This window comes from Phaeobacter sp., assembly GCF_022825805.1.
Classification (GTDB): Bacteria; Pseudomonadota; Alphaproteobacteria; order Rhodobacterales; family Rhodobacteraceae; genus Phaeobacter.
On sequence record NZ_JAJDWC010000120.1, the window covers coordinates 18,699 to 43,579 of the forward strand.

Genomic DNA, 24,881 nt, shown 5'->3' on the forward strand with positions numbered 1-24,881 from the left:
GGCTGCGGGCGGTCTGTCGTTGGGGCAGGGACCTCAGGCAGTCTGACGGCATGTCAGCCCGCTGGTCGCTGCAAATGCCCCACGCGTGATATTGGGAACGGTGGCATATCCTGTCAGGGGTCGGTGGGGTGCGCCTGTGGTCCGGTCCTGCTGTCGATGACAACGAAACCGGCCTGGCGGTTCCGCGCTTCAGCTGCGGCCCGACGCCCTCTGCTCACGCGGCAGGGAGGGATGCCTGTTGCGGCAGATGGCGCGGTTGGGCCACAAAGTCAATGGTGCAGGGCCGCATATTCCTGTGGATGAGCCGCGAAAGCCGGTTTTCAGCCCGGCTGGCATTGGTTAAACAGTGAAGCCAAGCTGATAAAGGGACGGCTATGAGCGAAACGATTATCGCACGGTGTGAAGCCAAGGGGTTGCGCATGACGGGCCAGCGGCGGGTGATTGCCCGGGTGCTGGAGGACAGCGAAGATCACCCCGATGTCGAGGAGCTCTATGCCCGGGCCAGCGCGCTGGATGGCGCGATTTCACTGGCGACGGTCTATCGCACGGTCAAACTGTTCGATGAGGCAGGCATTCTGGATCGGCTGGAATTTGGGGACGGGCGCGCGCGCTATGAAGATGCCGACCGCGAGCACCATGATCATCTGATCGACATGAATTCCGGCAAGGTGATCGAATTCTGCGATCCCGAAATTGAGGCGCTGCAGGAAAAGATCGCCGAGAAGCTGGGGTATGAACTGCGGGGCCACCGGCTGGAACTTTACGGTGTGCCGTTGAAAAAGAGCTGAGACGCCGCGCTGATCGGACTAACGCGCTGATCGGACCAGCGCCCTGATCAGGGGATGAGCGGTCCGGCCGGTATAGCGTTCGGGCTACTCTATCGTTCGGGGCGCGCGGCGCGCCTCTCGGCGGCCATACGCAGTTTCACCCCAAAATCAAAGAACGGACGCGGTGGGATCAGATTGGGTTTGATCAGCGACAGCGCATCCGACAGCAGCGGATTGTCCTGACCACAGGCGTAATCCGCAATCAGCTTGCCCATTATGCTGCCGCGCGACACGCCCGAGGCATTGTAACCGCCACATAGAAACAGGCCTGGCTGGCTTTGCTCGAACACCGGTTTGGCGTTGCGGCTGATGCAGATGCTGCCGGACCAGGAATAGGCGATTGCGTCGCGTTGCAGGAAGGGGAAGCGCTTGGCCAGCCCATCGGCATGCACCTGCACGCGGCTGTCCAGCCGCCGGCTATCGATGCCTGAGGGGCGGTATTCGGCCGTGTTGCGGATCAGGATCCGGCGGTCCTGCGTCAGCCGCATGGTGGCCCCAAGCGACTGTGGGCTGAGCACGCCCCAGCTGGGCGCGTGGCCGATCTGCGCCTCTTCCTCGGCGGTCAAAGGACGGGTCAGGGAGGCGGTCAGGGCCAGAGGGAACAGACGCAGTGATTTCAGCGCAAGGCGCGGGAAAAACGCGTTGACGGCGACGATGACCTGAGGCGCGGTGATGGTCCCGCCCGCCAGCTCCAGCAGCCAGCCAGCGCCGTCGCGATCAATGCGTCGCACCGGGCTGTTGTCATAACAGGTGACCTGATCGGGCAGGGTGGTGGCCAGCCCTTGGGCCAGTTTTGCGGGTTGCAGCAGCGCGCCACCACGAGATTCGACGCCAAGGCTGTAAAACGAGGTGCCAAGGCGGCTGTGCAGATCCTTGCCTTCGATCAAGCGGGCATCAATGCGGAGGCGCTGAAAAGTTTCTGCGTGATGGCGCAGCCGGTCGAAGTTCGCCGGATCATGGGCCGCATGAATGGAGCCTGTGTCCTCCCATTGGCAATCGATCCCAAGCTGGCCTGTCAGCTGACGCAGCTCCGCGACACCGGCATGATCCAAACGGTTCATTGTGCGGTAGCTGGCGAGGCCACTGTCCGTGTGCAGCTGGGCGTGGCCTGGGCTTTCGTTGGCGACAGCGAAGCCCGAGTTGCGCGCGCTTGCGCCTTCGCCAATGCGTTTGCCATCGATCAGCGCAATCCGCGCAGAGGGGCGCAGGGCCGCCAGTTGGCGCGCGGCGGCCAGACCGGTAAAGCCGCCACCGATGATGGCCACATCTGCCGTCTGCGTGCCGCGCAGAGGTGCGAAATCGGCGCGGTGTCCGGCCAGCGCGGTCCAGCCACAAATGTCCTCAACCAAGGGGTGTCCTCCAGCGTGCAATGTCCGGGCCAAATCGGTACCGAAGCGCCGGGGAAATGCAAGAGGGGATGGGTGACTGGAACACCTGCAGGTCTGGTGCGTTATCACCTATCACGGGATGTGATGATCAGATCCACGTCTTGTCATGGATTGGGGTCGCAAACGGAGTTGCCGTTGTCGCTGCGCTGTAGTTCTGTGGCGCGATGCCGGGGCGGATCTGTCCGCGCCCGGTTTCCAGTTAACAGGTGTTTCCAGCCAACGGGTCGCACAGGGCCCTTAACAATCAGGATGGGCCAGATGAACAATGTCACCGGAATTTTGCTGATCATCGTCGCGATGGCGGGGTTTTCGCTGGAGGATATGTTCATCAAACAGCTGTCGGCCCATATGCCGGTGGGCCAGATTCTGGTGATGTTGGGGCTGGGCAGCGGCTTGGTCTTTGTGATCTGGGCCAAGATCCAAGGGCATCGGATTCTGGCAGCCCCCAATTGGCGCTGGCAACCGGTGGTGCGGGCCTCGACCGAGGCGTTTGCGGCCGTGAGTTTTGCCACCGCGCTGTCGATTGTGGATATCTCCATCGTTGCTGCCGTGTTTCAGGCCATGCCGCTGGTGGTGACCATGGGGGCGGCGCTGTTTCTGGGCGAAGAGGTCGGTTGGCGGCGCTGGAGCGCGATCCTTGTCGGGTTTGCGGGCGTTTTGCTGATTGTGCGCCCAGGTCTCGAAGGGTTTGAACCTGGGGTGCTGTTGGTTCTGATTTCGGTGGTGGCAGTGGCCGCGCGTGATCTGATGACGCGGGTGATGGATACGGCGGTGCCCTCTGCGGTGGTCAGCAGCCAGGCCTTTGGCTCACTGTTGTTGGCGGGTCTGGTGATGCTGGCGATACTGCCCGGCGCGCCCGTGGCGCTGGAGCCTGTACATTGGGCGATGATGCTGGGCGGCATCGTGTTTGGGGTGCTGGCCTATGCCAGCATCGTGACCGCCACGCGGATTGGCGATGCGGCGGTTGTCACACCGTTCCGCTACAGCCGTTTGGTGTTTTCCATCGCCATCGGTGTTGTGGTCTTTGGCGAGACCCCTGATGCGCTGACGTTGACGGGATCCGGGCTGATCATTGCTTCGGGGCTCTATTCCTTCCTGCGAGAGCGGCGGCTGGCCAAAGTGGGGCGCGAGACTGCGGCGTCGCAGTTGGCGGCCTGATCACGGGCAGCTCCTCTGCGGCTGATTGCGCAAACAGCGATTTGTTAGCCCTAACCCCACAAAATATGTGACGTTAGCGGTAACGAACGCGGTTTACATTTTGTTGGGTACTGATATGACGCTGGCAACCAATGCCACTATCAGGGACCTGAGTGATGAGCACCATTATTGATATCCACGCCCGTGAAATCCTCGACAGCCGCGGCAACCCCACGGTTGAGGTCGACGTCATGCTGGAAGACGGCACCATGGGCCGCGCTGCGGTTCCATCGGGGGCCTCCACCGGCGCCTATGAGGCGGTGGAAAAACGTGATGGCGATGCGTCACGGTATCTCGGCAAAGGTGTCCTGGAGGCCGTCGCGGCGGTCAACGGCGAGATCGCCGAAGAGCTCGTCGGCTTTGACGCCACCGAACAGGTCGCTGTTGACGGTGCGATGATCGAACTGGACGGCACCGAGAACAAGGGCCGCCTGGGCGCCAATGCGATCCTGGGCGTGTCGATGGCGGTGGCCAAGGCCGCTGCGGATTTCACCACCCAGCCGCTTTATCGCTACATCGGCGGGACGTCGGCGCGGGTGCTGCCGGTGCCGATGATGAACATCATCAACGGTGGTGAGCATGCCGACAATCCGATCGACATTCAGGAATTCATGATCATGCCGGTGGCGGCAGAGAACATCCGCGATGCTGTGCGGATGGGATCTGAGGTGTTTCACACGCTGAGGAAAGAACTGTCTGCCGCAGGTCTGTCCACCGGGATCGGCGATGAGGGTGGCTTTGCGCCGAACATCGCCTCCACCCGCGAAGCGCTGGATTTCGTTCTGAAATCCATCGAGAAAGCGGGCTACAAGCCGGGTGAGGAGATCTATCTCGCGCTCGATTGTGCGGCGACGGAATACTACAAAGACGGCAAATATGTTCTGTCCGGCGAAGGCAAAACACTGAGCTCTGCAGAAAATGTGGCCTATCTGGCGGCGCTGGTGAATGATTATCCGATCATCTCCATCGAAGACGGCATGAGCGAAGACGACTGGGACGGCTGGAAAGCGCTGACAGACGAGCTGGGCGGCAAGGTGCAGCTGGTCGGTGACGATCTGTTCGTGACCAACCCTGCGCGCCTCGCGGATGGGATTTCCCGTGGCTGTGCCAACTCCATGCTGGTCAAAGTGAACCAGATCGGCACCCTGACCGAGACGCTGCAGGCCGTGGATATGGCGCATCGCGCGCGCTACACAAACGTTATGTCGCACCGTTCGGGCGAGACCGAGGATGCCACCATCGCCGATCTGGCGGTGGCCACCAACTGTGGACAGATCAAAACCGGCTCGCTGGCGCGTTCTGACCGGTTGGCGAAATACAACCAGCTGATCCGCATCGAAGAGGCGCTTGCCGAAACCGCGGAATATGCTGGTCGTTCGATCCTGAAGTGATCACCAGCGCCAGACCATGAGACCGAAGACCCCGTCATCCGTGATGGGGTCTTTGTTTTGGAGAGTTGCGGAGGGCAGCCAGTGGATGCGCCATCTGAAGAGAATGGTTTTCAGGCCGATCATGCGGCGCTGCTGATCACCTCGCATCAACGGGTGACCGGACGCGCGCTGTTGGACGGCGGCGATGCCAAGGCGCTTTATCATGCGCCATTTCCGATCCTGTCCCATGATGGGGCGGCTGATCCGATCCTGACCTATGGCAATCTGGCGGCACAGGCGCTGTGGGAGATGGGGTGGGATGCGCTGACTGCGATGCCTTCCCGGCTGACGGCGGAACCGGCGCATCGTGACCAGCGTGATGCGATGTTTGCCGAAATGCGTGCCCGCGGTTTTGTCGAGAACTATTGTGGCGTGCGGATCAGCGCCAGTGGCGCGCGGTTTGAGATTCGCGATGCGGTGATCTGGCCGCTGTTGGATCGCGACGGCCATAAACGCGGGGAGGCCGCGTGGTTTGACACCTGGCGGCCGCTGGATTGAGACATGGATTTAGACCTGAGTTGAATCCTAGGTATTGACCTGTGCTGAGTGAGGCACCTGGTCGTGTGACCTACAATTTGCGGGTCATCAGGCTGACATCGCTCCTGAGTTCGAACCGTGCCCTGCTGTAGAGGCCGCGGGCTCGGTCGTTGTCGGTGCTGACCTCGAGGTGCAGGGCTTTGATCCCAGCATCGGCCAGGGTGCGGGGCAGGGCAAACAGCACCTCGGTCGCGATGCCGCGTCCGCGTACCGGCGGGCGGATGAACAGCTCGTCCACATAGCCATCCATGCCGCCCAGTTCCACAGACCAGCTGAAGGTCACAACGATATAGCCCACGGGCGCACGACTGGGCCCGATCAGGTAAACCGCGCCATAGGGCAGCCCCTCGAGCAGCGGTTCAATCCCGGCGCGGCGGGTAGCGTCATCCGAGGAAATGCCTGTTTCCGCGTGAAAGGCCGTGACCAGATCGAGGATGCGATCCAGATCTTCGGGGCGGGCGAGATGCAGGGCGGCGCTCATGATCTGTCCTCTTCTGTCAGGCCCGTTCAGTCAGGCCGGTTTTATTAGGCCGGTTTTATTAGGTCGGTTTTAGCAGGTCGGGCGAAGGGCTGTATTGGGCCAGTGCGCGGGCCTCCACCTTCTTGATCCAGCCCGATTTGCAATCGCCATACCCGCTGAGATCGCCGGGATGCAGCGCAGCACATTTGCCTTTGACCGCGCTGTAGCCAGCCCGCAGACTTGCATTGTCGCGCAGTGCGTCGCGAAAGGCCAGATGCCGGGTGATTTCGCCAGAGCCTGCAACATAGCAATGGGCCTGAAACAGCCGCCGACCCGTTTGCGGATCGTCTCGGCGGCAGTAGCGTCGACCGGGCAGGCCGAATTCGCCCATCCATTCATATCCCAATGCTTCGATCTGCGGGCGTGCCGCATCCAGTGCATCCATGTCTGCAAACACTGGCAGCATATCGATGATGGGCTTGGCCGGCAGGCCCGGCACTGCGGTTGACCCAATGTGATGGACTTGCACCAGCCCGGTCAGGCCGGCCTCGCGCCAGCGGTCGGCCTCTGCGTGGCATTGGGCAGGCCAACCGGGGTCAGGCGCCACCAGAGGCGTCATAGCCGCCCCAGGCGTTTGGTGATCAGATCAAACAGCCCGTCGCTGTCCACATCGCCGATAAACAGCGCATTGGCGGCGCGGTCGGTGACGCCCCACCAATCCGCGACAGTCATGCCCAATGTCAGGTCCGAGCCGGTTTCCACCATAACATTGATATGGCGACCCGAAAACAGATCGGGTCGGATCAGATAGGCGATCACGCAAGGGTCATGCAGAGGTCCCCCATCGGAGCCGTATTTTTCCACATCAAACCGTTCGAAAAAATCCAACATTTCGGCGGTGAAGGTGCCAACCCGCGAGTTCAAGGCGCGGATGGCGTCGATCCGGGGCCGGGTGGCCAGCGCCTTATGGGTGACATCCAACGGCATCATGGTGACGGGTATGCCTGCGCCCAGCACGGCTTGGGCCGCTTCGGGATCGACGTAGATGTTGAACTCTGCCGCTGGTGTGATGTTGCCCACCTCAAAGTAGGCACCCCCCATCAACACGACCTCTTGCACCCGTTCGATGATATCCGGCGCCTGTTCAAAGGCAGCGGCGATATTCGTCAGCGGGCCAAGGGGGCACAACGTGACGGTGCCAGCGGGTTCTCTGCGCAGGGTGTCGATGATGAAGGTGACGCCATCCACCGGCGAGAGCGGCATGGTCGGCTCCCACAGGTCCGGGCCATCGAGACCGGTCTTGCCGTGAACGTGCTCAGCGGTCACCAGCGGGCGCTGCAATGGCGCAGCGCAACCGGCATGCACCGCCACATCCGACCGCCCAGCCACTTCGCAGACGCGACGGGCGTTGGTCTGCGTCAGCGCGAGTGGGACATTGCCTGCAACACAGGTGATCCCCAGAAGGTCGATGTCCTCCGGGCTGGCCAGGGCCAATAGAATGGCCACGGCATCATCCTGTCCGGGGTCCGTATCAATGATTATTTTGCGGGGGGGCGTTGCGGTCTGCTCGCTCATATCGGGGTCCTTCAGGTCGTCGGGGGAACCCTTGCAAGCGGACGCCGGAATGTCCAGCCGCAGCAGGCGCCGCGGTTGGACATCGGTCATGTGGCTTCGTGCGCTGATGGCGCCCGGAGTATGATGCGTCAGGCGGCTGCCGCCTCCATGGTGTCCTCGATGGCGGACAGCACGATGGCGGCGATCACATCCAGCTCATCCTCGCGCAACCGCACCGGCAGGCGCACATCACAGGCCCGCATCAGCATGGCGCGGGTCTGCGGCAGCGACTGTTGTTCCGGCAGAAACTGCCAGTTCCAGAAGGCACGGGCGTTGTCTTCGGACAGGCCAAAGACCTGAACTTTCACGCCTTTCGCAGCGGAGGCTTTGGCAAAGCGGCGCACTTCGTCATCGGACATGCCAACCAGGTTGAACTGGATCGAATCTGGTGCGCGCTTTTCCGGCGCCAGCGGTGCTGGAACGGTGATATAGGGCGATTGGTTCAGCTGATCGGCCACGTAGTCGTGGTTCTTTAACCCATCGCTCACCCGGCGGGCCAGTTCCGGCAACTGCGGGCGGATCACCACGGCGGAGAGATTGCTCATCCGCAGATTATAGAGCGGCAGTTTGTTCTGCCATTTGGCAAAGGCCGCTTGCAGCGCGCCGGTTGCGTCATCTGTTTCAGTGCTCGGCGCGGATTTGTGTTTCTGCCAATTGTGTTCATACGCGCCCGACATGATCACGGCGCGCGCCACCAGCTCGGCATCATCGGTGATCAGAATGCCGCCTTCCCCCGCGTTGATCATCTTGTAGGACTGGAAGGAAAAACACCCGATGGCCCCAAGGGTTCCGATCTTGCGCCCGTGCCAGGTGGTGCCGAGCGAATGGGCTGCATCCTCCACCACGGGAATGTCGCGCGCGGCACAAAGCGCCAGGATCGCATCCATGTCCGAGGTATGGCCGCGCATATGGCTGATGATCACCGCTTGAACGTTGTCCAGCTTGGCTTCGAAATCGGCCATATCCACGCGGTAGTTCTCTCCCACCTCGCACAGAACCGGAATGCAATCGGCATGCACGACGGATGATGGCACCGCGGCAAAGGTAAAGCCGGGGATCAAAACGCGCGCATCGCGTGGCAGATCCAGTGCTTTCAGCGACAGGAACAGCGCCGCAGAACAGGAAGAAACCGCGAGCGCATATTTCGCCCCCAGCAATTGGGCAAACTCCGCCTCCAGCAGAGCCACCGGCGCATCCTGCGGCGCGGTGTAGCGAAACAGGTCCCCCGATTGCATCAGCGCTTCAATTGCAGCGCGGGCGGCGTCGGGGATCGCTTCTGCCTGATGGACATCGGGCACGGGGCCCATCGGGGCGCGCAGGGAGGTTTGGCTCATATTTCAAATTCCTGAATTTAACCTTCCAGAAACTTAAAACAGTGCGCGGCGAATTGCAAAGCGATCTGGCGGTAAAAACGCCAAATGGGCAAAGTTTCACGCAAGTCTTTGGAGCTGGGCAGCTGTGGGTCGTCGCGGCTGGATCAGATCCCCAGCTTGTCGCGCAGGGAAAACCACGTCATCGCCAGCACAAGGAGCGGACTGCGCAGGGCGCTGCCACCGGGAAAGGCGGGGGCGGGCACCCGGGCCAATGTGTCAAATCCGTCCCCATCGCCCTCCACCGCGAGGGCCATCAATTGGCCTGCATGGGTGGCTGTGCCAACACCATGGCCGGAATAGCCTGAGGCGGTCAGGATATTGGGGGCCAGCCGGGCCAGATAAGGCATCCGCTTCATCGTGATGCCAAGGGTGCCCCCCCAGGCGTAGTCGATCTTCACATCCTGCAGATGGGGAAAAATCTGCCGCATAGGCTTGCGCACGGTGGCGGCAATATCCGTTGGAAAGTGGTAGCCGTAGCTCTCACCGCCGCCGAACAGCAGCCGCTTGTCCTGGCTCAGCCGGAAGTAGTTGACCACGAATTTGCTGTCCGCCACGGCCACATCCCGTGTCAGCACCCGTTCCGCGTCGTCGCCCAGGGGCTCTGTGGCGATGATGAAATTGTTGATCGGCATCACCCGCGCCGCCACCTGCCGGTTCAGACCACCCAGGTAGCCGTTGCAGGCGAGGATCAGATGATCGGCACGCACTTGGCCCTGCGCGGTTTTGATCCGCAGCTTCGGTCCGTCTTCGATGGCGACGACTTCGCTGGTTTCATGGATCTCCGCGCCTGCTGCATTGGCCGCGCGCGCGAGGCTGAGCGCGTAGTTCAATGGGTGCAGATGGGCGGCGCCGTGATCCAGAAACCCGCCCACATAATCGGGAGAGGGGCACAGCGCATGGCAGGCCTCAGCATCAAGCCGTTCAATCTGGTCATAGCCATAGCGCTCTTCCAGGCGGCTGGCATACTCATGCAGATCCGCCGTATCCGCAGCGCTGGAGGCGGTCCAGGCGACGCCGGGCTTCAGCTGGCAATCCTGCCCGTGGCGCGCGATGAGCGCGCGGACCAGATCCTTGGCCGCTTCGCCCATCTGCCAGAGTTTGGCGGCCTCTGCATGGCCCATCAGAGATTCGAGCCCGTCTTGATCCATGCGCTGGCCGCTGCCCAGTTGGCCGCCATTGCGCCCGGAGGCGCCAAAACCGACGCGGTTGGCCTCCAGCAACACCACGGAACGACCACGTTCGGCCAGATGGAGCGCCGCCGACAGGCCGGTGTACCCGCCACCCACGATGCAGACATCGGCTGTGACTTCTGCGTTCAGCGAGGCAAACCGGGGCAGGGGCGTGGCGGTGGCCGCATACCAGCTGTTGGGATAATCCCCCTTCTTGTCGTTGGCGTACAACAGGTTCAATGCCATCTGGTCCCTCCTTCGTCCCCCGCCCAGCGGGTTCAAATCGCAGCCTGTCACCGGCGGGGGGCGCTGCTGCTTGTCATCTTTCCAAAAATACTCATCTGCGCATCGCAGGCCGCCTGCGCCACATCAGAAGGAGGCAGGCGGCTGCACTGCAAGGGGGCAAACCGGATCAGACGGCTTCAGGCCAGACGGCCAAAGGCCCGATCAGATCAGACCCTGCCGCGTCAGACATTGAGCAGCAGATGCTCGCGCTCCCAAGGGGAGATCACTTGCAGGAACTCCTCATATTCGGCGCGTTTGACGCAGCTGTAGACACGGGCAAATTCTGGCCCCAGAACCTCATGCAGGGCTTCGGCCTGTTCAAACAGATCCAACGCCTGGCCCATCACCTGCGGGATGTCGCCCTCGCCTTCATAGGCATCGCCTTTGAATTGTCGGGTGGGGCGCTGTTCTTCGATCAGACCGAGGTAGCCACAGGCCAGGGACACAGCGATCCCCAGGTATGGGTTGCAGTCCATACCGGCGATGCGGTTCTCCACCCGCCGCGCTTCGGGGCTGGACAGCGGGATGCGAATGCCCGTGGTGCGGTTGTCGCGGGCCCATTCCAGGTTGATGGGCGCGGCGTGGTCTTTCACATAGCGGCGGTAGGAATTCACATAAGGCGCCATCACCGCAAGCCCTGCGGGCAGGTGGTATTGCAGACCGGCAATGAAGTGATAAAACGCGTCCGTTTCACCGCCCTGTGGCCCGGAGAAGATGTTGTCGCCGGTTTCCATGTCGATGATCGAGTGATGGATGTGCATGGCAGAGCCGGGTTCATCCGCGATCGGTTTTGCCATGAAGGTGGCAAAGCAATCATGGCGCAGCGCCGCTTCGCGGATCAGCCGTTTGAAATAGAACACTTCATCCGCCAGCTTCACCGGGTTGCCGTGGCGCAGGTTGATTTCCAACTGGCCAGCGCCGCCTTCTTGGGTGATGCCGTCGATTTCAAATCCTTGCGCTTCGGCGAAATCATAGATGTCGTCGATGACGGGGCCAAATTCATCCACCGCAGTCATGGAATAGGCCTGCCGCGCGGCCGCCGGACGGCCGGAGCGGCCCATCATAGGCTCGATGTCGCGCGCGGGATCGACGTTGCGGGCAACCAGAAAGAACTCCATCTCCGGGGCCACGATCGGCTTCCAGCCCTTGGCTTCATAGAGCCCGACCACACGTTTGAGCACATTTCGCGGGCTGAAGGGCACAGGTTTGTCGTCGCGGTCATAAGCGTCGTGGATCACCTGCAGCGTCCAGTCCCCAGTCCAGGGCGCGGCGGTTGCGGTGGACATGTCCGGTTTGAGGGTCATGTCCTTTTCGATCCAGCCGTCTTCATCGGCAGCTTCGGCCCAATCCCCGGTGATGGTCTGATAGAAAATGCTGTCAGGCAGATGGAAGAAATCCTGTTTGGCAAATTTCGATGCTGGCACGGCCTTCCCGCGGGCAATGCCCGGGAGGTCCGAGATAACGCATTCAACCTCGTCGAGACGACGGCCCTCCAGATAGGTTTTGACGGCTTCGGGAAGGGTGTCGAGCCAAGCTGACATTAGGTCCTCTCTTTCAGGAAAAAGGCATTGAGGAAGGTTGCAATTTCATCCGATTGGATGGGGAGATCGAGTTGTGCCTTCGCGGCATCCAGCAGGGGATCGGGCACGACACCACGGCCGCGGCTGTCGATCAGCCCATCCACAAAGCTGCTGGTGAATTCTGGGTGCGGCTGGGCGGTCCAGATGTGATCGCCATAGGCCAAGATGCCATTGGCGCAATGATCATTGCCTGCCAGCACGCGCGCCTCTTCGGGCAGGCGCACCACCTGATCCTGATGCCAGGCATTGAGCCGCAGGGGTTTGCCGGCCTGTTCATAGGTGACGGGGCCAACAGCCCAACCGCCTGCGAATTTCTCGACCCTGCCGCCAAGGGCCTGGGCGATGATCTGGTGGCCAAAACAGATGCCAACCAGCGGCAGTTTGCGGGCATGGATCTGCTGGATCAGCGTCTCAAGCGGTGGGATCCAGTCGTGGTCTTCATAGGCGCCATGTTTGGATCCGGTGATCAGCCAGCCATCCGCAGCCTCGGGGCCGGTGGGGAATTGGTTGTCCACAACGGCGAAGGTTTCAAACTCGAAACCACCATCGGCGAGCAATCTGCGGAACATGTCGTCATAGTTCCCAGCGCTGTCGATGAGAGTGTCAGGCGCATGGCCGGTTTGCAGGATGCCGATTTTCATGGTTCACCAAATTTGATCAAATTGAGCCTAGCGGAGCACAATGCGCCAAACAAGGGGCCGCTTTGCGCGCCGCGGTCTCGCCCCGGTTGGGACAGAGACTGCTGGCTCATACCGCCTCCAGCCAAGAGAGCCAATGTGTCTGCGCGGGGCGGTCTGCGAAACCGGCAATTTCCTGTCGTTTGGTCATCACAAGGTTGCGGATGATCCGGTCTGGAAGGATGCGGGCGATCATCGCGTCTGTGTCGAACAGATCGACGGCGGCCTGCCAGCTGGGGGCGAGTTGGGGCAAGCCCTGGATGTCGTAGATGTTGCCTTCTGATGGGGCGGGTGGCTGGGCGTTGTCTTCGATGCCGACAAGCGCAGCGCCAAGGACAACAGCGAGCATCAGGTAGGGGTTGATGTCACCACCTGCCACGCGATGCTCGATGCGCCGGGCTTTGGGGCTGCCGCCAGGGATGCGAATGGCGGCAGTGCGGTTTTCATAGGCCCAGGCGGCGTCGACCGGCGCATGGGCGCCAGGCACCAGACGGTCATAGGAATTGGCGTGCGGGGCAAATATCAACGTGCTGGCGGGCATCGCAGCGAGACAGCCCGCCACAGCATTCAGCAACAGATCAGAGCCCCGTTCGGTGCCGTCATCAAAGATATTGTTGCCATCCGTGTCGACAACCGAGAAATGCACATGCATGCCATTGCCCGCTTCTTCAGCGTAGGGTTTCGCCATGAAGGTGGCTGCAAACCCATGTTTGCGGGCGAGACCCCGAACCAGCGATTTGAACAGCCAGGCGTCATCGGCAGCGCGCAGGGCGTTTTGGTGATTGAGGTTGATTTCAAACTGGCCCAGCCCGGCCTCGGAAATCGCGGATTGCGCAGGAATGCCCATTGCCGCCGCGCCCTCATAGAGATCGGAGAAAAACGCATCAAAAGCGTCCAGCTCGGCAACCGACAGGACCGATTGCTGATCCAGCGGGCGGCCAGTGCGCGGATCGGGGGGCGGGGCTGGTTGATCGCCGCTATCATCCAGCAGGCAGAATTCCATTTCGGTGGCCGCCATCACCTGCCAGCCGCGTTTTGCATAGCGGGCCAGGATTTCTTCCAGCACATGTCTGGGATCCCCCATGAAGGGGCGGCCATCTTCCCAGTACATGCTCATAGGAACCAATGCAGAGGGTGTGGCCAGCCAGGGCATTGGCACTGCGCCGCGGTCTGTTGGCAGCATCACCCCATCAGCGTCGCCGGTTTCAAACACCAGCGGGTTGTCTTCGACGTCGCGCCCCCAGAGATCAACGTTGAGCGTGGAGATCGGCATCCGGGCTGCGCCATCGGCCAATTTGTCAGCAAGTTCCGCAGGCAGGCGTTTGCCGCGCATCTGGCCGTTCACGTCACAGGCGGCAATGCGAAGTGTGCGCAGATTGGACAGATCCATCGGAGGGCTCCCTTGCTCGTTATCACTGTTCTACTGCAGGTTTTCGCATCCGCAAAGGAAATTTGATCAAAAAATTCACAAGTCAGCCACGCGCCTCATCCGTGCGTCAGAAAATTGGACGTTTTTTCAAGCGAGAGCCCAGTGCGGCCAAAGAAAAAGGCGCCGGTGAGGCGCCTTGTTCGAAGTTCATTTGATCAAGTCTCGGCAGGATCAGCGGATCAGATTCATCCGCAACCGCATCTTGGCCTTTTTCTCCTGCGGCAGATGAGCGTTCAGACGCCGGTTTACAAGGCCAAACAGGCCGATCACACAGAGCGTCAGAAGGATGAAGTAGAACGCCAGGATCGGGTAGGGGACAAACGGGTTGAAGGTCTTATCCGCGAAGTAGTTCGCATAATAGAGCGCATCGCCCTGTTGCCGCCAGGCGGGGAAGCCGGAGAAAAACACCAGTGTCGTGGCGTGGAACAGGAAAATGGCCTCATTGGTGTAGGAGGGCCAGGCCAGCCGCATCATGGTGGGCCACATGATCCGACGGAAGCGGCTCCAGCCGGATAGCCCGTAAGCGTCGGCAGCTTCGATGTCACCTTTGGGGATGGACCGCAGCGCGCCATAGAAGATTTCAGCAGAGTAAGCGGCCGTGTTCAGGATCAGCACGATCAACGCGCCGAGCCATGCGGCGGAGAACGGATCGAAGATCGGCGACACCGATTTCAGCTGCAGGAACAGGAAATAGGCAAAGAAGAACTGGATGAACAGCGGTGAGCCGCGGAACAGGAAGATGAACCATTCTGCCGATTTGCGAATGGGGGTGGAGCTGGCGTTTTTGCCCAACGCAACCCCGTTGGCGATGACAAACCCGATCAGCACCGCAAGGACGCCGAAGTAGACGTTCCAGATCATGCCGGAGCCGATGAGCACGAATTGATCGCACAGGGTAAAGTCAGAGCGCGGCAGCAAGCGTTCGCCATAGCCGAGTGAGCGCAGCCCATAGTCCTGCAGGGTCTGAAGACAGCTCATGCCGCTTTCCTTTGTGCTTCGCCCGCGAGCGTGGCCTGTCCACGGGACAGGCGTTTGCTGAGGCGTTCAAGCACAACCTCGGAGACTTTGGTGAAGGCGAGATAGAAGACCAGCAGACCGAAGAAATACTGCATCCGCCAATCCCCATGGGGGTAATCGGTGAAGCGTTCGGTCTTGGAGCCGCCCAGCTCACGGGCCCAATAGACGATGTCTTCGACGCCAAGCAGGAACAGCAGGGGCGTGGCTTTGATCAGCACCATCCACAGGTTGGACAGACCCGGCAGCGCATAGGTCCACATCTGCGGCACCAGAATGCGCCAGAACGCTTGCGTATGTGTCATGCCATAGGCTTCGGCGGTTTCGATCTGCGCGCGTGGCACCGCCCGCATCGCGCCAAACAGCACATTGGCGGCAAAGGCGCCGAATACGATTGCAAAGGTGACCACAGCGAGCGTGAAGCCATAGATTTCGTGCACCCATTGATCCGCGGTGTTCAGCGGCATTTTGGCCGCGTCACAGACCACAAAGTCATTGCCCTGACGCACCGCTGCCTCCCAATCGGGGCATTTGATCCGATGGCGCAGGTATTCGATGCCCTGGTCCAGTGCGATGACAAAAAACAGGAAAAACGCGATATCAGGCACGCCGCGCACAATGGCGATATAGGCTTTGCCAATCCACGACAGCGGCGCAAACCGCGCCCGAGCCGCCATGGCCCCACCAAATCCGAACAACAGCGCCGTCGGCGCGGTGATCGCCAGCAACAACAGCACGGTGCCAAAAGAGGTGTAGAAGGCAAAATGCTTGCCAGTTGTCAGATAACAGCTCAGCCACTGGAACGTTTCCAGGCTGGCCGGGTCAGAGCAATAGGAGAAGATGGCGGGCCTCTTTCAGATCGGGACCGGCAGAGGGGTGCGGTGGCGCAACCGGTCATGGGCGAAAGGGGGCCTTGAGCCCCCTTTCCAGTGTTTTCAAAGGGCTAAGCGTTGGGCTTAGAACTTGCCTTCGATTTCCCACTTGTCCAGCAGCGCGTTCAGCGAACCGTCTGCTTTCATGGTGTCGATTGCTGCGTCGAATTTGGCGCGCAGCTCATCGTCGGACTGGCGGAATGCCATGCCGATGCCGTCGCCCAGGAAAACGTCTTCTGCGATGAACTGCAGGTCGCTGCCTTCAACGATCGGGATCAGGAAGTCTTTGTCGGCCATAACGGCGTCGACTTCGCCTGCGGTGACCGCTGCGATGGTTTCATCGGGAGTCGGGAATTCGACCAGGGTCGCGCCGGTGGATGCCACATGTGCGGACTGGATGGTGGAGGCCTGAGCTGAGATCACAGCGGAGCTGACGTCAACATCTGCCAGTGCGGCATAGGCGGAAGGCGAGGGACGGGTGTAGCCCTGCGTGAAGTTGACCACTTCCTTGCGCTCGTCAGTGATCGACATGCCTGCAATGATGGTGTCGTAGTTGCCGGACAGTAGGTTCGGAATGATGGAATCCCAATCGTTGGTGACCCATTCGCAGTCCAGTTCAGCACGTTTGCACAGCTCGTCGCCCAGCTCGCGCTCGAACCCGTCAACTTCGCCTGCATCGTTCAGGAAGTTGTAGGGAGGGTAGGCGCCTTCGGTGCCGAGACGAACGGTGTCCGCCATCGCAAAACCGGCGGTCAAAGCAAGTGCGGCTGTGCCGAGAAACAGAGATTTCATAAAAGTAACTCCCATTTTGGTTGGTTCTTGGTTTTCGTTATCGTCCGTGATGTGTCGATGCAAGGAACCCGCGCAGTCGTTCGGACTGGGTATTGCCAAAGACATCCTCCGGCAGGCCTTGTTCTTCGATCCGACCCTGGTGGAGAAAAACCACATTGTCGGACACATCTGCGGCCAGATTCATGTCGTGGGTGACAATCATCATGGTCCGGCCTTCTGCTGCGAGGTCTTTGATGACCTTTACCACTTCTTGCTCCAGCTCCGGGTCCAGCGCAGAGGTCGGCTCGTCAAACAGCAGGGCCTCCGGCTCCATGCAGAGCGCGCGTGCAATTGCGGCCCGCTGTTGTTGACCGCCGGAGAGCTGGGCGGGGAAGGCATCGCATTTGTCGCCAATGCCGACCTTCGTGAGATATTTGCGGGCGGCGTCCTCGACCTCGCCGGGCTCGCGGCCCAGAACGGTGACCGGCGCTTCCATGACATTTTCCAAAATCGTCATATGTGCCCAGAGATTAAACTGTTGGAACACCATCGACAGATTTGTGCGGATGCGCAGCACCTGTTTGGCGTCGGCTGGCCTGCGCGCAAGACCACTGCCTGCCCATTTGATCGGCTCGCCTTTGAACAGGATGTCGCCTTGTTGGCTGTCTTCGAGCAGATTGCAGCAGCGCAGAAGTGTCGACTTGCCAGAGCCCGACGAGCCGATGAGCGACACCACATCGCCGCGCTTTGCCGCGATATCGACACCTTTGATGACTTCCAACTCGCCATAGGACTTGTGAAGGTCTTTGATTTCCAAAACAGCGTTTGTGTCAGCCAAGGTCTCGCCCGTAACTCGTGTTGTTCAACCTGCCCTTATTGGACCAAAAAAAAGACTGGATGCAACGTGCAAACCGTTTGGGTCGGAACGTAATTCGGCATTTTGACCGGTGAAATGGTCGAAATGATCGGATTTTGGCCGTCCTGCGGTAGGTCTGACGATGCGGCCTTTTGCTTTGATCCTGGACTGCGGCAGGTGGCTGGGCGAAAGCGGCGCGCAGCCTTCGCGCCAGAGTAGCTGAGGGTCAGCCTGCAGGCGCAGTATGGCCCTGCAGGCGGATGGTTTGTTCGGTCAGAACCGGGCCAAGCGGGGTTGGCACGGCAAGATACTCCGCCGCAGGGATCTCGACCAAGCCGAACAGATGGAGGGTGTCGCGCTGCTCGGGTGAGAGGCCTTCGATGGCGGTTCGGATTGCAGCTCTCAATGGGGCGGGATCTTCGGATTTTGCGATGATCAGCGGCAGGCCGGGTGTGGGTGGGGTCTCGGCGATGACAACCAGATCCGCGGCAAAGCCATCATGACGGCTCATGTGCAGCCAGCTGACGCAATCAAGGGCCGCGAAATCAGCCTGTCCGTCGGCCACAGCCTGGGCCGAGGCACGGTGGGCGCCAGTTTGCAGCAGGCTGCCCGGCAGCATGTTGTTGTCCCGCATAAGCGTGATCGGCGCGGCCCAGCCGGATTGCGACACGCCATCGTTATAGGCAAAGCGCTGACCGGCGAAGCGGCTGAGTGGATCCTGTGCGCGGTCGCGCTGTGCCACTATCACACTGTTGTAATACCCAGCCGGTTTGACCAACCCGTGGTCGAGCGTGCCGACCAATGTCACCTTGTCATAAAGACGCGTCCGGTAGGGCATCCCGCAGGTCTGTCCCAACAGCAAGGATGGCGCGGTCCATACCTGCCAGAGGTCGGCGTCACGTGTCAGCGCCTCGGGCGCATCGCTGCGATCAAGATGAGTTCTGATGCCTTGCCACAAGGCGTCCCAAGCCTCTGCCGTTTCCGGCCGGTCGTACATCGACAGGCTGGCGATCATTGCGCCTGTTCCGCGCGTTGCCGTGCCCGCGCACTGTCCACATCGCTGACACCCAACAGGTTGGCAGACAGGCGCAGCAGCGCATCCTCGGCGGCGTCGCGGTGACCATCAGCCAGCACCACCTGCCACAGCGCTTCCACAACGCCCATGCGGTTGTCATAGGGCACCGCGTCTTTGATTGCGCGGGTAAATCGCACGGTGTCTGGGGCCTCCGCTTCGAGCGCTTCGGCCTGTTCGCGCAGCAGAATCGCACCGCCAATATCGAGCCCGTAGCGCGTGCGTATGATCCGGTCGATCCGGTCACGTTCGTCATCAGAGTAGTTGTGATCAGAGCGCGCGATCCGCACCAGCAGTGCAGATAGTGCAAGGCGGGCGTCTTCGTCACCCAGCGGTTCGGGCGCCGGTGCGAGCAATTTGTTCAGCAGATCCATAATCATGATTGGGGCTCACTTTCGTCGGAACTGTTTGCGGCAAGGGACGTCGCGGCGCCGAGGCGGGCCGGGTCGGTTTGGGACGCGCTTGTTGCGTCGGCTTGTGCATCACTCCGTGGGGCGGGCTGCGGATCTGTCACTTTGCTCTGCGCGCGCAGCCGGGCGGTGTCGCTGTCGGCTCTGGACAGGCCCATGGCTTTGCGCGCGTCTTCGACGATGCGCATTTCGCCGGGGTGCTCGCGCCCATCGGCCAGCACCACCTCCCACAGCGCATCAAGCGCGGCCAATCGCTCCTCCAGCCCCGTTGTTTCGCGGATCAGCTTGCCAAAGGTGTCGGTTTCCGGTGCCGCAACATGCAGTTTCTCACAGGCGGCACGCACCTTTGCGGCCTCGATCGCGTTGTGCTGATACATCCGCGCGAGGATCCGGTCGATCAGGCTGATCTCTTCCAGCTGATAGTCCCGATCCGACTGGGCCACGCGCACCAGCAGGGCACCCAGTGCCAATTCGGCATCCGGATCGGGTGCGGTTGGGGTTTGCGGGGGTCGAAAGACCTGGAACAGTTTTTTCAGCATGACAGTAGTCTATCCCTGGGCGGGCCTCAGGCCAAGCGAGGCTTAGCCATCATAACCTTCGACGATTTCCATATCTCCGGTCGAAACCGGATCGCGCAGGGCTTTGGCCTGTTGGTAGGCAACAGAGTCATAGCAGGCCTTGGCGGTGGCAAAATCCTTGAATTCGATCACCACGGTGCGGGCTCGTGTCTGGCCTTCGCGCACCTCTTTGGGGCCGCCGCGGATGAGGAACCTGGCGCCGTATTCGGCAAAGGGAGCAGCATTTGCGGCGATGTAGTCTTTGTAGCGTTCCATGTCATCGACATCGACATGTGCCACCCAATAACCTTTGGGCATGGGGCTCCTCCTGATGTTGCATCGCGGTTGCCCACAGGCTGGTATAGAACTGCGGCAAAGGCAATGTCTCGTATGCGGGGATTTTCCCCGTATTCAGAAGATTTTATGTCGCAGACGCCGGTTCACTGCGGAGCGCGCGCCTCAGATGTGGGCGAACCATGTCAGGACCGACCCGGAAAACAGGCCCGCCCAAAGAAAAACAGGCCCGCCGGAGGAAAACCAGGCCTGCCCGAAGTAGAACAGGCCCACCCGAGGGTGGACCTGTGAGACAAAAGCTATCCGATGCGACGGCCTGCGGCTGGATCAGCCGATTTCGGCCAACCGGGCCAGCGCCTCGGTTATGCGGGTCTCTTCTTCTTCCCGCGCCGCCAGGTTTTCCTGTGCTTCGGCGACCACATCTTCCGGTGCGGAGGCCACGAATTTCGGATTGTTCAGACGTCCGCGCAGACCGCCAAGTTCCTTGGCCAATTTGGCGAGGTTCTTTTCCTGGCGGGCCTTTTCGGCTGCCACGTCGATGATCTCTGCCAAGGGCAGGCCAAGGGTCGCGCCGGGAACGGGGATGGTGATGCAGCCTTTTGGCATGGCGGCCACATCATCCAGGCTTTCGATCCGCGCCATACGCTTGATCAGGGCCTCGTTGCGGGCCCAGTATCCCCGTGCGTCTGCGTCCATTTCGGTGGTGACCATCGGCACAATCGCACCGGCGGGCACGTTCAGCTGTGCCCGTGCGGAGCGGGTGTTGTCGATCACGGCGATGACCCAGGCCATTTCCGCTTCGGCCTCGGCATCGACCAGCTCGGCAGCCGTGTAGCTGGGCCATGTCGCGTGGACCAACATGTCCGCCGCGGTGCCAGAGGCATAGCCGCGCCCTTCGGTCACATTCCACAGCTCTTCGGTCACAAACGGCATGATGGGATGCATCATGATCAGCGCCTGATCCACCGCCCAGGCATAGGTCGTACGGGTTTCGTCCTGCGCGCTCTGATCGCCGCTTTCGCCATCTCGGCTTTGGAAGATCGGTTTGGTGAATTCGAGGTAACGGGCGCAGAAGGTGTTCCAGAAGAAACCATAAAGCGCGCTGGCCGCATCATTGAAGCGGAACGATTCAAAGGCTGCGTCGACCTCTTCGCGCACCTTAGCGACCTCGCCGATGATCCAGCGGTTGAGGGGCAGGGTCGCCTTGGGTGGTTCTGCGCCGCGCTCGGCGGAGAAGGCATCAATCTGGCTATCGCCGTAAGAGGACGCCTGCCAGATCTTGGTGACGAAATTCCGGTAGCCTTCGATCCGCTTCATGTCGAGCTTCAGCACACCACCCAGCGACGCCATCGCCGCATTGGTGAAGCGCAGCGCATCGGCGCCGTATTCATCGATGATGTCCAGCGGGTCGATGACGTTGCCGGTGGATTTCGACATCTTCTTACCCTTGGCATCGCGCACGAGGCCGTGGAGGTAGACGGTGTCAAACGGAATGTCATCCACGACCGCCAGCTGCATCATCATCATGCGCGCAACCCAGAAGAACAGGATGTCCTGCCCGGTGATCAGCGTTGAGGTCGGGAAGTATTTCGAGGTTTCCTCAGTCCACTCAGGCCAGCCAAGCGTGCCGATGGGCCAGAGGCCGGAGGAGAACCAAGTGTCGAGGACATCGGGGTCGCGGGTTATTGTAACTTCACGGATCTTCCCTGTTCCGTCGAAGCTGACAGAAGTTCCAGATGAAGCTAGATTGCGACCTTTCTCGGCCTGCATTGCGGAGATAGCATCTTCAGCAACGTCCTGAACATGTACTTTGATTTCGTACCCAAGTACTTGGTCGTAATATTCTTTTGCTTTTTGTCGAGCTTCTTCGGCGCTAGACGCGCAGAACTGTTGCTCGTTTGGCTGTCGGGCACGACCATCTTCGATGATGGGCCCGAACCAAACCGGAATCTGATGGCCCCACCAGAGCTGACGGGAAATACACCAGGGCTCGATGTTCTCCAGCCAATGATAATAGGTCTTCTCGCCGCTTTCCGGCATGATTTTCACCGTGCCGTCTTTCACAGCATCCAGCGCCGGGCCGACAACTTTTTCGGCGTCCACGAACCATTGGTCGGTCAGCATCGGTTCGATCACGACCTTGGATCGATCACCGAAGGGCTGCATGATCGGCTTGTTTTCGACCAACGGCGCGGTCTCGGAGATCTCGCTCTCGTTGCCGTCTTCGTCCGTCACCGTCTTGGTGATGGTCTGCATCACGGCCAGACCTTCATCAGTGATCTGCTGCACCACCAGTTTACGTGCCTCGAAGCGGTCCAGACCGCGCAGATCGTCCGGCACCAGGTTGATGGCATCGACCTCGTTTTCAGTGAATTCCGCACCGTTGGCATGGGCCTGCGCCTTGGCGGCCTCATCTGCGTAGGGAGCACCATTCTCACGCATTGTGCCATCTTTATCCATCAGGCGATACATGGGGATGCCGCCACGTTTGGCAACCTGATAGTCGTTGAAGTCATGGGCACCCGTGATCTTCACCGCACCAGAGCCGAAATTCATGTCTGGGTATTCGTCGGTGATGATCGGGATCAGGCGGCGGTGCTCTTTCGGACCAACGGGGATCTCGACCAGTTTGCCGACGATGGGGGCGTAGCGTTCATCATCAGGGTGCACGGCCACCGCGCCATCGCCTAGCATGGTCTCGGGCCGGGTGGTGGCGATGGAGATGTAATTGCGTTCTTCGGTCAGGGTGACGTTGCCGTCCTCATCTTTCTCGACATAGGTGTAGGTGGCGCCGCCGGCGAGCGGGTATTTGAAGTGCCACATGTGGCCCGCCACCTCGATGTTCTCCACCTCGAGATCGGAGATCGCGGTTTCAAAATGCGGGTCCCAGTTCACCAGACGTTTGCCGCGGTAGATCAGGCCTTTGTTGTACATCTCAACGAAGACTTTGATCACGGCGTCGTGGAAATTGGGGGAGTTTTCGTGGCCGGTGCGGGTATCCCCTGCAGCACCCGCCATGGTGAAGGCGGTGCGGTCAAAATCACAGGATGCGCCGAGGCGCTTCAACTGGTTGATGATGGTGCCACCGGACTGCTCTTTCCACTCCCAGACTTTTTCGAGGAACTTTTCACGGCCCAGTTCAGCGCGGGAGGGCTGCTGGTTTTTCGCCAGTTCACGCTCCACCACCATCTGGGTCGCAATGCCTGCGTGGTCGGTGCCAGGCTGCCACAGGGTGTCGAAGCCTTGCATACGCTTCCAGCGGATCAGAATGTCCTGCAGCGTGTTGTTGAAGGCGTGGCCCATGTGCAGCACGCCGGTGACATTCGGCGGTGGGATCATGATGCAGTAGGTTGATGCATCAGGTTTGGCGTTTGCGCCTGCGCGGAAGCAGCCAGCCTCTTCCCAGGCTTTCGAAAGTCGTGCTTCGGCTTCGGCTGCGTTAAATGTCTTGTCCATCGCCATCGAAATGTCCTGCCTGCATGTGCTGTGATCGGCCTTTCCCATATCCAATAATATGTGAAAGGAAAAGGCCCCTTGGCGGCAACGGGGAGGTAGGCCAATAGGCGACATCACGGGGCGGCATCATGGGCCTGTGCGCTGGCGCTACCGGCTTTGCGAGCGTCCTATGAAACAACTCTAGGCTACGTGCGGTCGGCTGGGTTGGTCACGCGGACCAGTCGCTCGCTGACAGGCCAGTGGCCTGCTAGTGCCCTGCGCGGTCCAGTTTGGTTGCGAGATGGATCAGACTTTCGGAGGAGCGCACGCCGCGGGCTTCGCCGATGCGGTCAATCGTTTCGTCCAATTCGCTGGTGGTGTGCGCGACGACCTGCGCCAGCAGATCAAACCGTCCGGATGTGGTGTGGACAATTTCGACCCCAGGCAGGCTGCGCAACCGGGCCAGAACCTCCGGTCCGCTGCGCGGTTCGATCGAGATCAGCACCGTCGCCTGCAAGGGCGGGCGCGCGGTTTGCGATGTGCGCAGGGTATAGCCGGTGATCACCCCGGTGGTTTCCAGCTTTTCCAATCGCGCCTGCACCGTGGTGCGCGCGAGCCCGAGACGGCGGGCCAGATCCGCAACAGGTCTGCGGGCGTTTTCCCGCAACAGCGCGATCAATTGCTGGTCGATTTCGTCGTTCTGCATAGCCTGCCTGCGAATTGCCGTTTGTTTTCGTCACTATAATCATTCTGACGAGCGATATCGACGGGAAACTGGCGGAAACTGAGAAAAACTTGGTTTATGAGGTTTGTCGTGATGCAGCAGATACCGCCGCTTTGGTTGTCGCCTGAAACTCATCTGGCGCGTAGCCAGCCGGATCATCCAATCCTGTATTTTTCGCCGCGTGTTTTGCACGAGGTGGCCAACCGGTTCCAGACCGGATTTCCCGGTTTGGTGACATACGCGGTGAAGGCCAACCCCCATCCGGCGGTACTGTCGAATTTGGTGGCGGCGGGTGTCACGGCCTTTGATGTGGCTTCGCCTGCGGAAATGGCCGCAGTGCGCGCCGCCAGCCCGGATGCGGTGATGCACTACAACAATCCGGTCAGGTCCGATGCGGAAATCGCCGAGGGCATTGCCCATGGTGTCGCCAGTTGGTCGGTTGATGATGCCAGCGAATTGGCGAAATTGGCCGATGTCCCGAAAACCTGCGAAATTGCGGTGCGCTTTGCCCTGCCAGTGAGCGGCGCCGCATATGATTTTGGCAGTAAATTCGGCGCGGAACCCGCAGCGGCGGTGGGGCTGTTGCAACAGGTTGCGGCAGGGGGCTGGCAGCCGTCATTGTGTTTTCATCCCGGCACCCAATGCGAAGACGAAAGCGCCTGGGTCGAATACATCGATGCCGCGCGCCAGATCGTGGCGCAGGCGGGCGTGCCCATCGCGCGGCTGAATGTTGGCGGTGGCTTTGCGGCGAACCGGGATGGCGCAGCACCGGACCTAGATGTGGAGCCTCAATAGGTTGTTCCGATTTAATCGTAACCGGCTGATTGGTGGTTTTGATTTTAGGGCCGCGTGTGGTCTGTGCCAATTGTAGAGATGTGTCCAGACGGGCAGATCGGCGGCGCGCTCGTCT

Annotated in this window: 23 protein-coding genes and 2 pseudogenes; 5 read left to right on the top strand and 20 right to left on the bottom strand. The window is 60.6% G+C overall.

The window, feature by feature from the left end:
* Window positions 1-374: 374 nt before the first annotated feature.
* Window positions 375-788: a Fur family transcriptional regulator gene (locus Q0C28_RS13915; RefSeq protein WP_293576734.1), complete on the top strand. Its 414-nt coding sequence runs from the start codon at window positions 375-377 to the stop codon at window positions 786-788.
* Between the two features lie 89 nt (window positions 789-877).
* Here Q0C28_RS13915 and Q0C28_RS13920 read toward each other — a convergent pair whose 3' ends face one another.
* Entirely contained in the window at window positions 878-2,176 is a 1,299-nt protein-coding gene (locus Q0C28_RS13920; protein ID WP_293576735.1) for an FAD-binding oxidoreductase, read from the bottom strand.
* A gap of 297 nt (window positions 2,177-2,473) precedes the next feature.
* On the opposite strand from Q0C28_RS13920, the gene Q0C28_RS13925 reads away from it, so the two are divergent.
* The 3 genes from Q0C28_RS13925 (at window position 2,474) to Q0C28_RS13935 (ending at window position 5,340) form a co-directional block, all read left to right on the top strand.
* Window positions 2,474-3,373 carry a DMT family transporter gene (locus Q0C28_RS13925; protein WP_293576736.1) on the top strand — a complete coding sequence of 300 codons (900 nt, stop codon included), beginning with the start codon at window positions 2,474-2,476 and terminating at the stop codon, window positions 3,371-3,373.
* A 155-nt stretch (window positions 3,374-3,528) separates the two neighbouring features.
* Window positions 3,529-4,803 carry a phosphopyruvate hydratase gene (eno, locus tag Q0C28_RS13930; RefSeq protein ID WP_293576737.1) on the top strand — a complete coding sequence of 425 codons (1,275 nt, stop codon included), beginning with the start codon at window positions 3,529-3,531 and terminating at the stop codon, window positions 4,801-4,803.
* Window positions 4,804-4,884: 81 nt separating this feature from the next.
* A complete protein-coding gene (locus tag Q0C28_RS13935) occupies window positions 4,885-5,340 on the top strand; it encodes an MEKHLA domain-containing protein (RefSeq protein ID WP_293576738.1) in 456 nt (151 codons plus the stop codon).
* A gap of 70 nt (window positions 5,341-5,410) precedes the next feature.
* On the opposite strand, the gene Q0C28_RS13940 is transcribed toward Q0C28_RS13935, so the two are convergent.
* From Q0C28_RS13940 to Q0C28_RS14025, 18 genes are all read right to left on the bottom strand, one after another.
* Window positions 5,411-5,860, bottom strand: coding sequence for an N-acetyltransferase (locus Q0C28_RS13940; protein ID WP_293576739.1), 450 nt, complete (start codon window positions 5,858-5,860; stop codon window positions 5,411-5,413).
* Between the two features lie 58 nt (window positions 5,861-5,918).
* Window positions 5,919-6,458, bottom strand: a complete 540-nt coding sequence (locus Q0C28_RS13945; RefSeq protein WP_293576740.1) for a GrpB family protein — start codon at window positions 6,456-6,458, stop codon at window positions 5,919-5,921.
* Window positions 6,455-7,414: a nucleoside hydrolase gene (locus Q0C28_RS13950; RefSeq protein ID WP_293576742.1), complete on the bottom strand. Its 960-nt coding sequence runs from the start codon at window positions 7,412-7,414 to the stop codon at window positions 6,455-6,457. The genes Q0C28_RS13945 and Q0C28_RS13950 overlap by 4 nt, the downstream gene beginning before the upstream one ends.
* A gap of 128 nt (window positions 7,415-7,542) precedes the next feature.
* Entirely contained in the window at window positions 7,543-8,760 is a 1,218-nt protein-coding gene (locus Q0C28_RS13955; protein ID WP_293576759.1) for an aminotransferase class I/II-fold pyridoxal phosphate-dependent enzyme, read from the bottom strand.
* Window positions 8,761-8,930: 170 nt separating this feature from the next.
* Window positions 8,931-10,241, bottom strand: coding sequence for an FAD-binding oxidoreductase (locus tag Q0C28_RS13960; RefSeq protein WP_293576743.1), 1,311 nt, complete (start codon window positions 10,239-10,241; stop codon window positions 8,931-8,933).
* 221 nt (window positions 10,242-10,462) lie between these two features.
* Window positions 10,463-11,821 (bottom strand): glutamine synthetase family protein, encoded by a 1,359-nt coding sequence (locus Q0C28_RS13965; RefSeq protein WP_293576744.1) that lies wholly within the window; start codon window positions 11,819-11,821, stop codon window positions 10,463-10,465.
* On the bottom strand, window positions 11,821-12,501 hold the full coding sequence (locus tag Q0C28_RS13970) for a type 1 glutamine amidotransferase (RefSeq protein ID WP_293576745.1): 681 nt from the start codon (window positions 12,499-12,501) through the stop codon (window positions 11,821-11,823). Before Q0C28_RS13970 ends, Q0C28_RS13965 begins: the two co-directional genes overlap by 1 nt.
* 106 nt (window positions 12,502-12,607) lie before the next feature.
* Complete coding sequence (locus Q0C28_RS13975; protein ID WP_293576746.1) at window positions 12,608-13,927, bottom strand: glutamine synthetase family protein; 1,320 nt, start codon at window positions 13,925-13,927, stop codon at window positions 12,608-12,610.
* A 210-nt stretch (window positions 13,928-14,137) separates the two neighbouring features.
* Window positions 14,138-14,944 (bottom strand): ABC transporter permease subunit, encoded by an 807-nt coding sequence (locus tag Q0C28_RS13980; protein WP_293576747.1) that lies wholly within the window; start codon window positions 14,942-14,944, stop codon window positions 14,138-14,140.
* The gene (locus Q0C28_RS13985) at window positions 14,941-15,822 is read right to left on the bottom strand and encodes an ABC transporter permease (protein ID WP_293576760.1); all 882 of its coding nucleotides are present in this window, start codon (window positions 15,820-15,822) and stop codon (window positions 14,941-14,943) included. Before Q0C28_RS13985 ends, Q0C28_RS13980 begins: the two co-directional genes overlap by 4 nt.
* Before the next feature lie 114 nt (window positions 15,823-15,936).
* The gene (locus Q0C28_RS13990; protein ID WP_293576749.1) at window positions 15,937-16,644 is read right to left on the bottom strand and encodes a transporter substrate-binding domain-containing protein; all 708 of its coding nucleotides are present in this window, start codon (window positions 16,642-16,644) and stop codon (window positions 15,937-15,939) included.
* A 37-nt stretch (window positions 16,645-16,681) separates the two neighbouring features.
* A complete protein-coding gene (locus tag Q0C28_RS13995; RefSeq protein ID WP_293576750.1) occupies window positions 16,682-17,461 on the bottom strand; it encodes an amino acid ABC transporter ATP-binding protein in 780 nt (259 codons plus the stop codon).
* Window positions 17,462-17,705: 244 nt separating this feature from the next.
* Window positions 17,706-18,494, bottom strand: a complete 789-nt coding sequence (locus tag Q0C28_RS14000; RefSeq protein WP_293576751.1) for a PhnD/SsuA/transferrin family substrate-binding protein — start codon at window positions 18,492-18,494, stop codon at window positions 17,706-17,708.
* The gene (locus Q0C28_RS14005; protein WP_293576752.1) at window positions 18,491-18,931 is read right to left on the bottom strand and encodes a TerB family tellurite resistance protein; all 441 of its coding nucleotides are present in this window, start codon (window positions 18,929-18,931) and stop codon (window positions 18,491-18,493) included. Before Q0C28_RS14005 ends, Q0C28_RS14000 begins: the two co-directional genes overlap by 4 nt.
* Window positions 18,928-19,500 carry a TerB family tellurite resistance protein gene (locus Q0C28_RS14010; RefSeq protein ID WP_293576753.1) on the bottom strand — a complete coding sequence of 191 codons (573 nt, stop codon included), beginning with the start codon at window positions 19,498-19,500 and terminating at the stop codon, window positions 18,928-18,930. Before Q0C28_RS14010 ends, Q0C28_RS14005 begins: the two co-directional genes overlap by 4 nt.
* Before the next feature lie 42 nt (window positions 19,501-19,542).
* Complete coding sequence (locus tag Q0C28_RS14015) at window positions 19,543-19,836, bottom strand: DUF1330 domain-containing protein (RefSeq protein ID WP_293576754.1); 294 nt, start codon at window positions 19,834-19,836, stop codon at window positions 19,543-19,545.
* Between the two features lie 303 nt (window positions 19,837-20,139).
* Window positions 20,140-23,274, bottom strand: coding sequence for a valine--tRNA ligase (locus Q0C28_RS14020; protein ID WP_293576755.1), 3,135 nt, complete (start codon window positions 23,272-23,274; stop codon window positions 20,140-20,142).
* Between the two features lie 241 nt (window positions 23,275-23,515).
* Window positions 23,516-23,953 (bottom strand): Lrp/AsnC family transcriptional regulator, encoded by a 438-nt coding sequence (locus Q0C28_RS14025; protein ID WP_293576757.1) that lies wholly within the window; start codon window positions 23,951-23,953, stop codon window positions 23,516-23,518.
* Between the two features lie 111 nt (window positions 23,954-24,064).
* Here Q0C28_RS14025 and Q0C28_RS14030 point away from each other — a divergent pair.
* A pseudogene (locus Q0C28_RS14030) lies at window positions 24,065-24,751 on the top strand (type III PLP-dependent enzyme); the annotation flags it as partial.
* Here Q0C28_RS14030 and Q0C28_RS14035 read toward each other — a convergent pair.
* A pseudogene (locus Q0C28_RS14035) lies at window positions 24,746-24,881 on the bottom strand (IS481 family transposase); the annotation flags it as partial. The pseudogenes Q0C28_RS14030 and Q0C28_RS14035 sit on opposite strands and share 6 nt — an antisense overlap.

What these genes read in the sequence shown, in the direction of transcription:
- Q0C28_RS13915 (WP_293576734.1), top strand. Translation starts at nt 375, where the DNA reads ATGAGCGAAACGATTATCGCACGGTGTGAAGCCAAGGGGTTGCGCATG.
- Q0C28_RS13925 (WP_293576736.1), top strand. Translation starts at nt 2,474, where the DNA reads ATGAACAATGTCACCGGAATTTTGCTGATCATCGTCGCGATGGCGGGG.
- eno (WP_293576737.1), top strand. Translation starts at nt 3,529, where the DNA reads ATGAGCACCATTATTGATATCCACGCCCGTGAAATCCTCGACAGCCGC.
- Q0C28_RS13940 (WP_293576739.1), bottom strand. Translation starts at nt 5,860, where the DNA reads ATGAGCGCCGCCCTGCATCTCGCCCGCCCCGAAGATCTGGATCGCATC.
- Q0C28_RS13945 (WP_293576740.1), bottom strand. Translation starts at nt 6,458, where the DNA reads ATGACGCCTCTGGTGGCGCCTGACCCCGGTTGGCCTGCCCAATGCCAC.
- Q0C28_RS13950 (WP_293576742.1), bottom strand. Translation starts at nt 7,414, where the DNA reads ATGAGCGAGCAGACCGCAACGCCCCCCCGCAAAATAATCATTGATACG.
- Q0C28_RS13955 (WP_293576759.1), bottom strand. Translation starts at nt 8,760, where the DNA reads ATGGGCCCCGTGCCCGATGTCCATCAGGCAGAAGCGATCCCCGACGCC.
- Q0C28_RS13960 (WP_293576743.1), bottom strand. Translation starts at nt 10,241, where the DNA reads ATGGCATTGAACCTGTTGTACGCCAACGACAAGAAGGGGGATTATCCC.
- Q0C28_RS13965 (WP_293576744.1), bottom strand. Translation starts at nt 11,821, where the DNA reads ATGTCAGCTTGGCTCGACACCCTTCCCGAAGCCGTCAAAACCTATCTG.
- Q0C28_RS13970 (WP_293576745.1), bottom strand. Translation starts at nt 12,501, where the DNA reads ATGAAAATCGGCATCCTGCAAACCGGCCATGCGCCTGACACTCTCATC.
- Q0C28_RS13975 (WP_293576746.1), bottom strand. Translation starts at nt 13,927, where the DNA reads ATGGATCTGTCCAATCTGCGCACACTTCGCATTGCCGCCTGTGACGTG.
- Q0C28_RS13980 (WP_293576747.1), bottom strand. Translation starts at nt 14,944, where the DNA reads ATGAGCTGTCTTCAGACCCTGCAGGACTATGGGCTGCGCTCACTCGGC.
- Q0C28_RS13990 (WP_293576749.1), bottom strand. Translation starts at nt 16,644, where the DNA reads ATGAAATCTCTGTTTCTCGGCACAGCCGCACTTGCTTTGACCGCCGGT.
- Q0C28_RS14000 (WP_293576751.1), bottom strand. Translation starts at nt 18,494, where the DNA reads ATGATCGCCAGCCTGTCGATGTACGACCGGCCGGAAACGGCAGAGGCT.
- Q0C28_RS14005 (WP_293576752.1), bottom strand. Translation starts at nt 18,931, where the DNA reads ATGATTATGGATCTGCTGAACAAATTGCTCGCACCGGCGCCCGAACCG.
- Q0C28_RS14010 (WP_293576753.1), bottom strand. Translation starts at nt 19,500, where the DNA reads ATGCTGAAAAAACTGTTCCAGGTCTTTCGACCCCCGCAAACCCCAACC.
- Q0C28_RS14015 (WP_293576754.1), bottom strand. Translation starts at nt 19,836, where the DNA reads ATGCCCAAAGGTTATTGGGTGGCACATGTCGATGTCGATGACATGGAA.
- Q0C28_RS14020 (WP_293576755.1), bottom strand. Translation starts at nt 23,274, where the DNA reads ATGGCGATGGACAAGACATTTAACGCAGCCGAAGCCGAAGCACGACTT.
- Q0C28_RS14025 (WP_293576757.1), bottom strand. Translation starts at nt 23,953, where the DNA reads ATGCAGAACGACGAAATCGACCAGCAATTGATCGCGCTGTTGCGGGAA.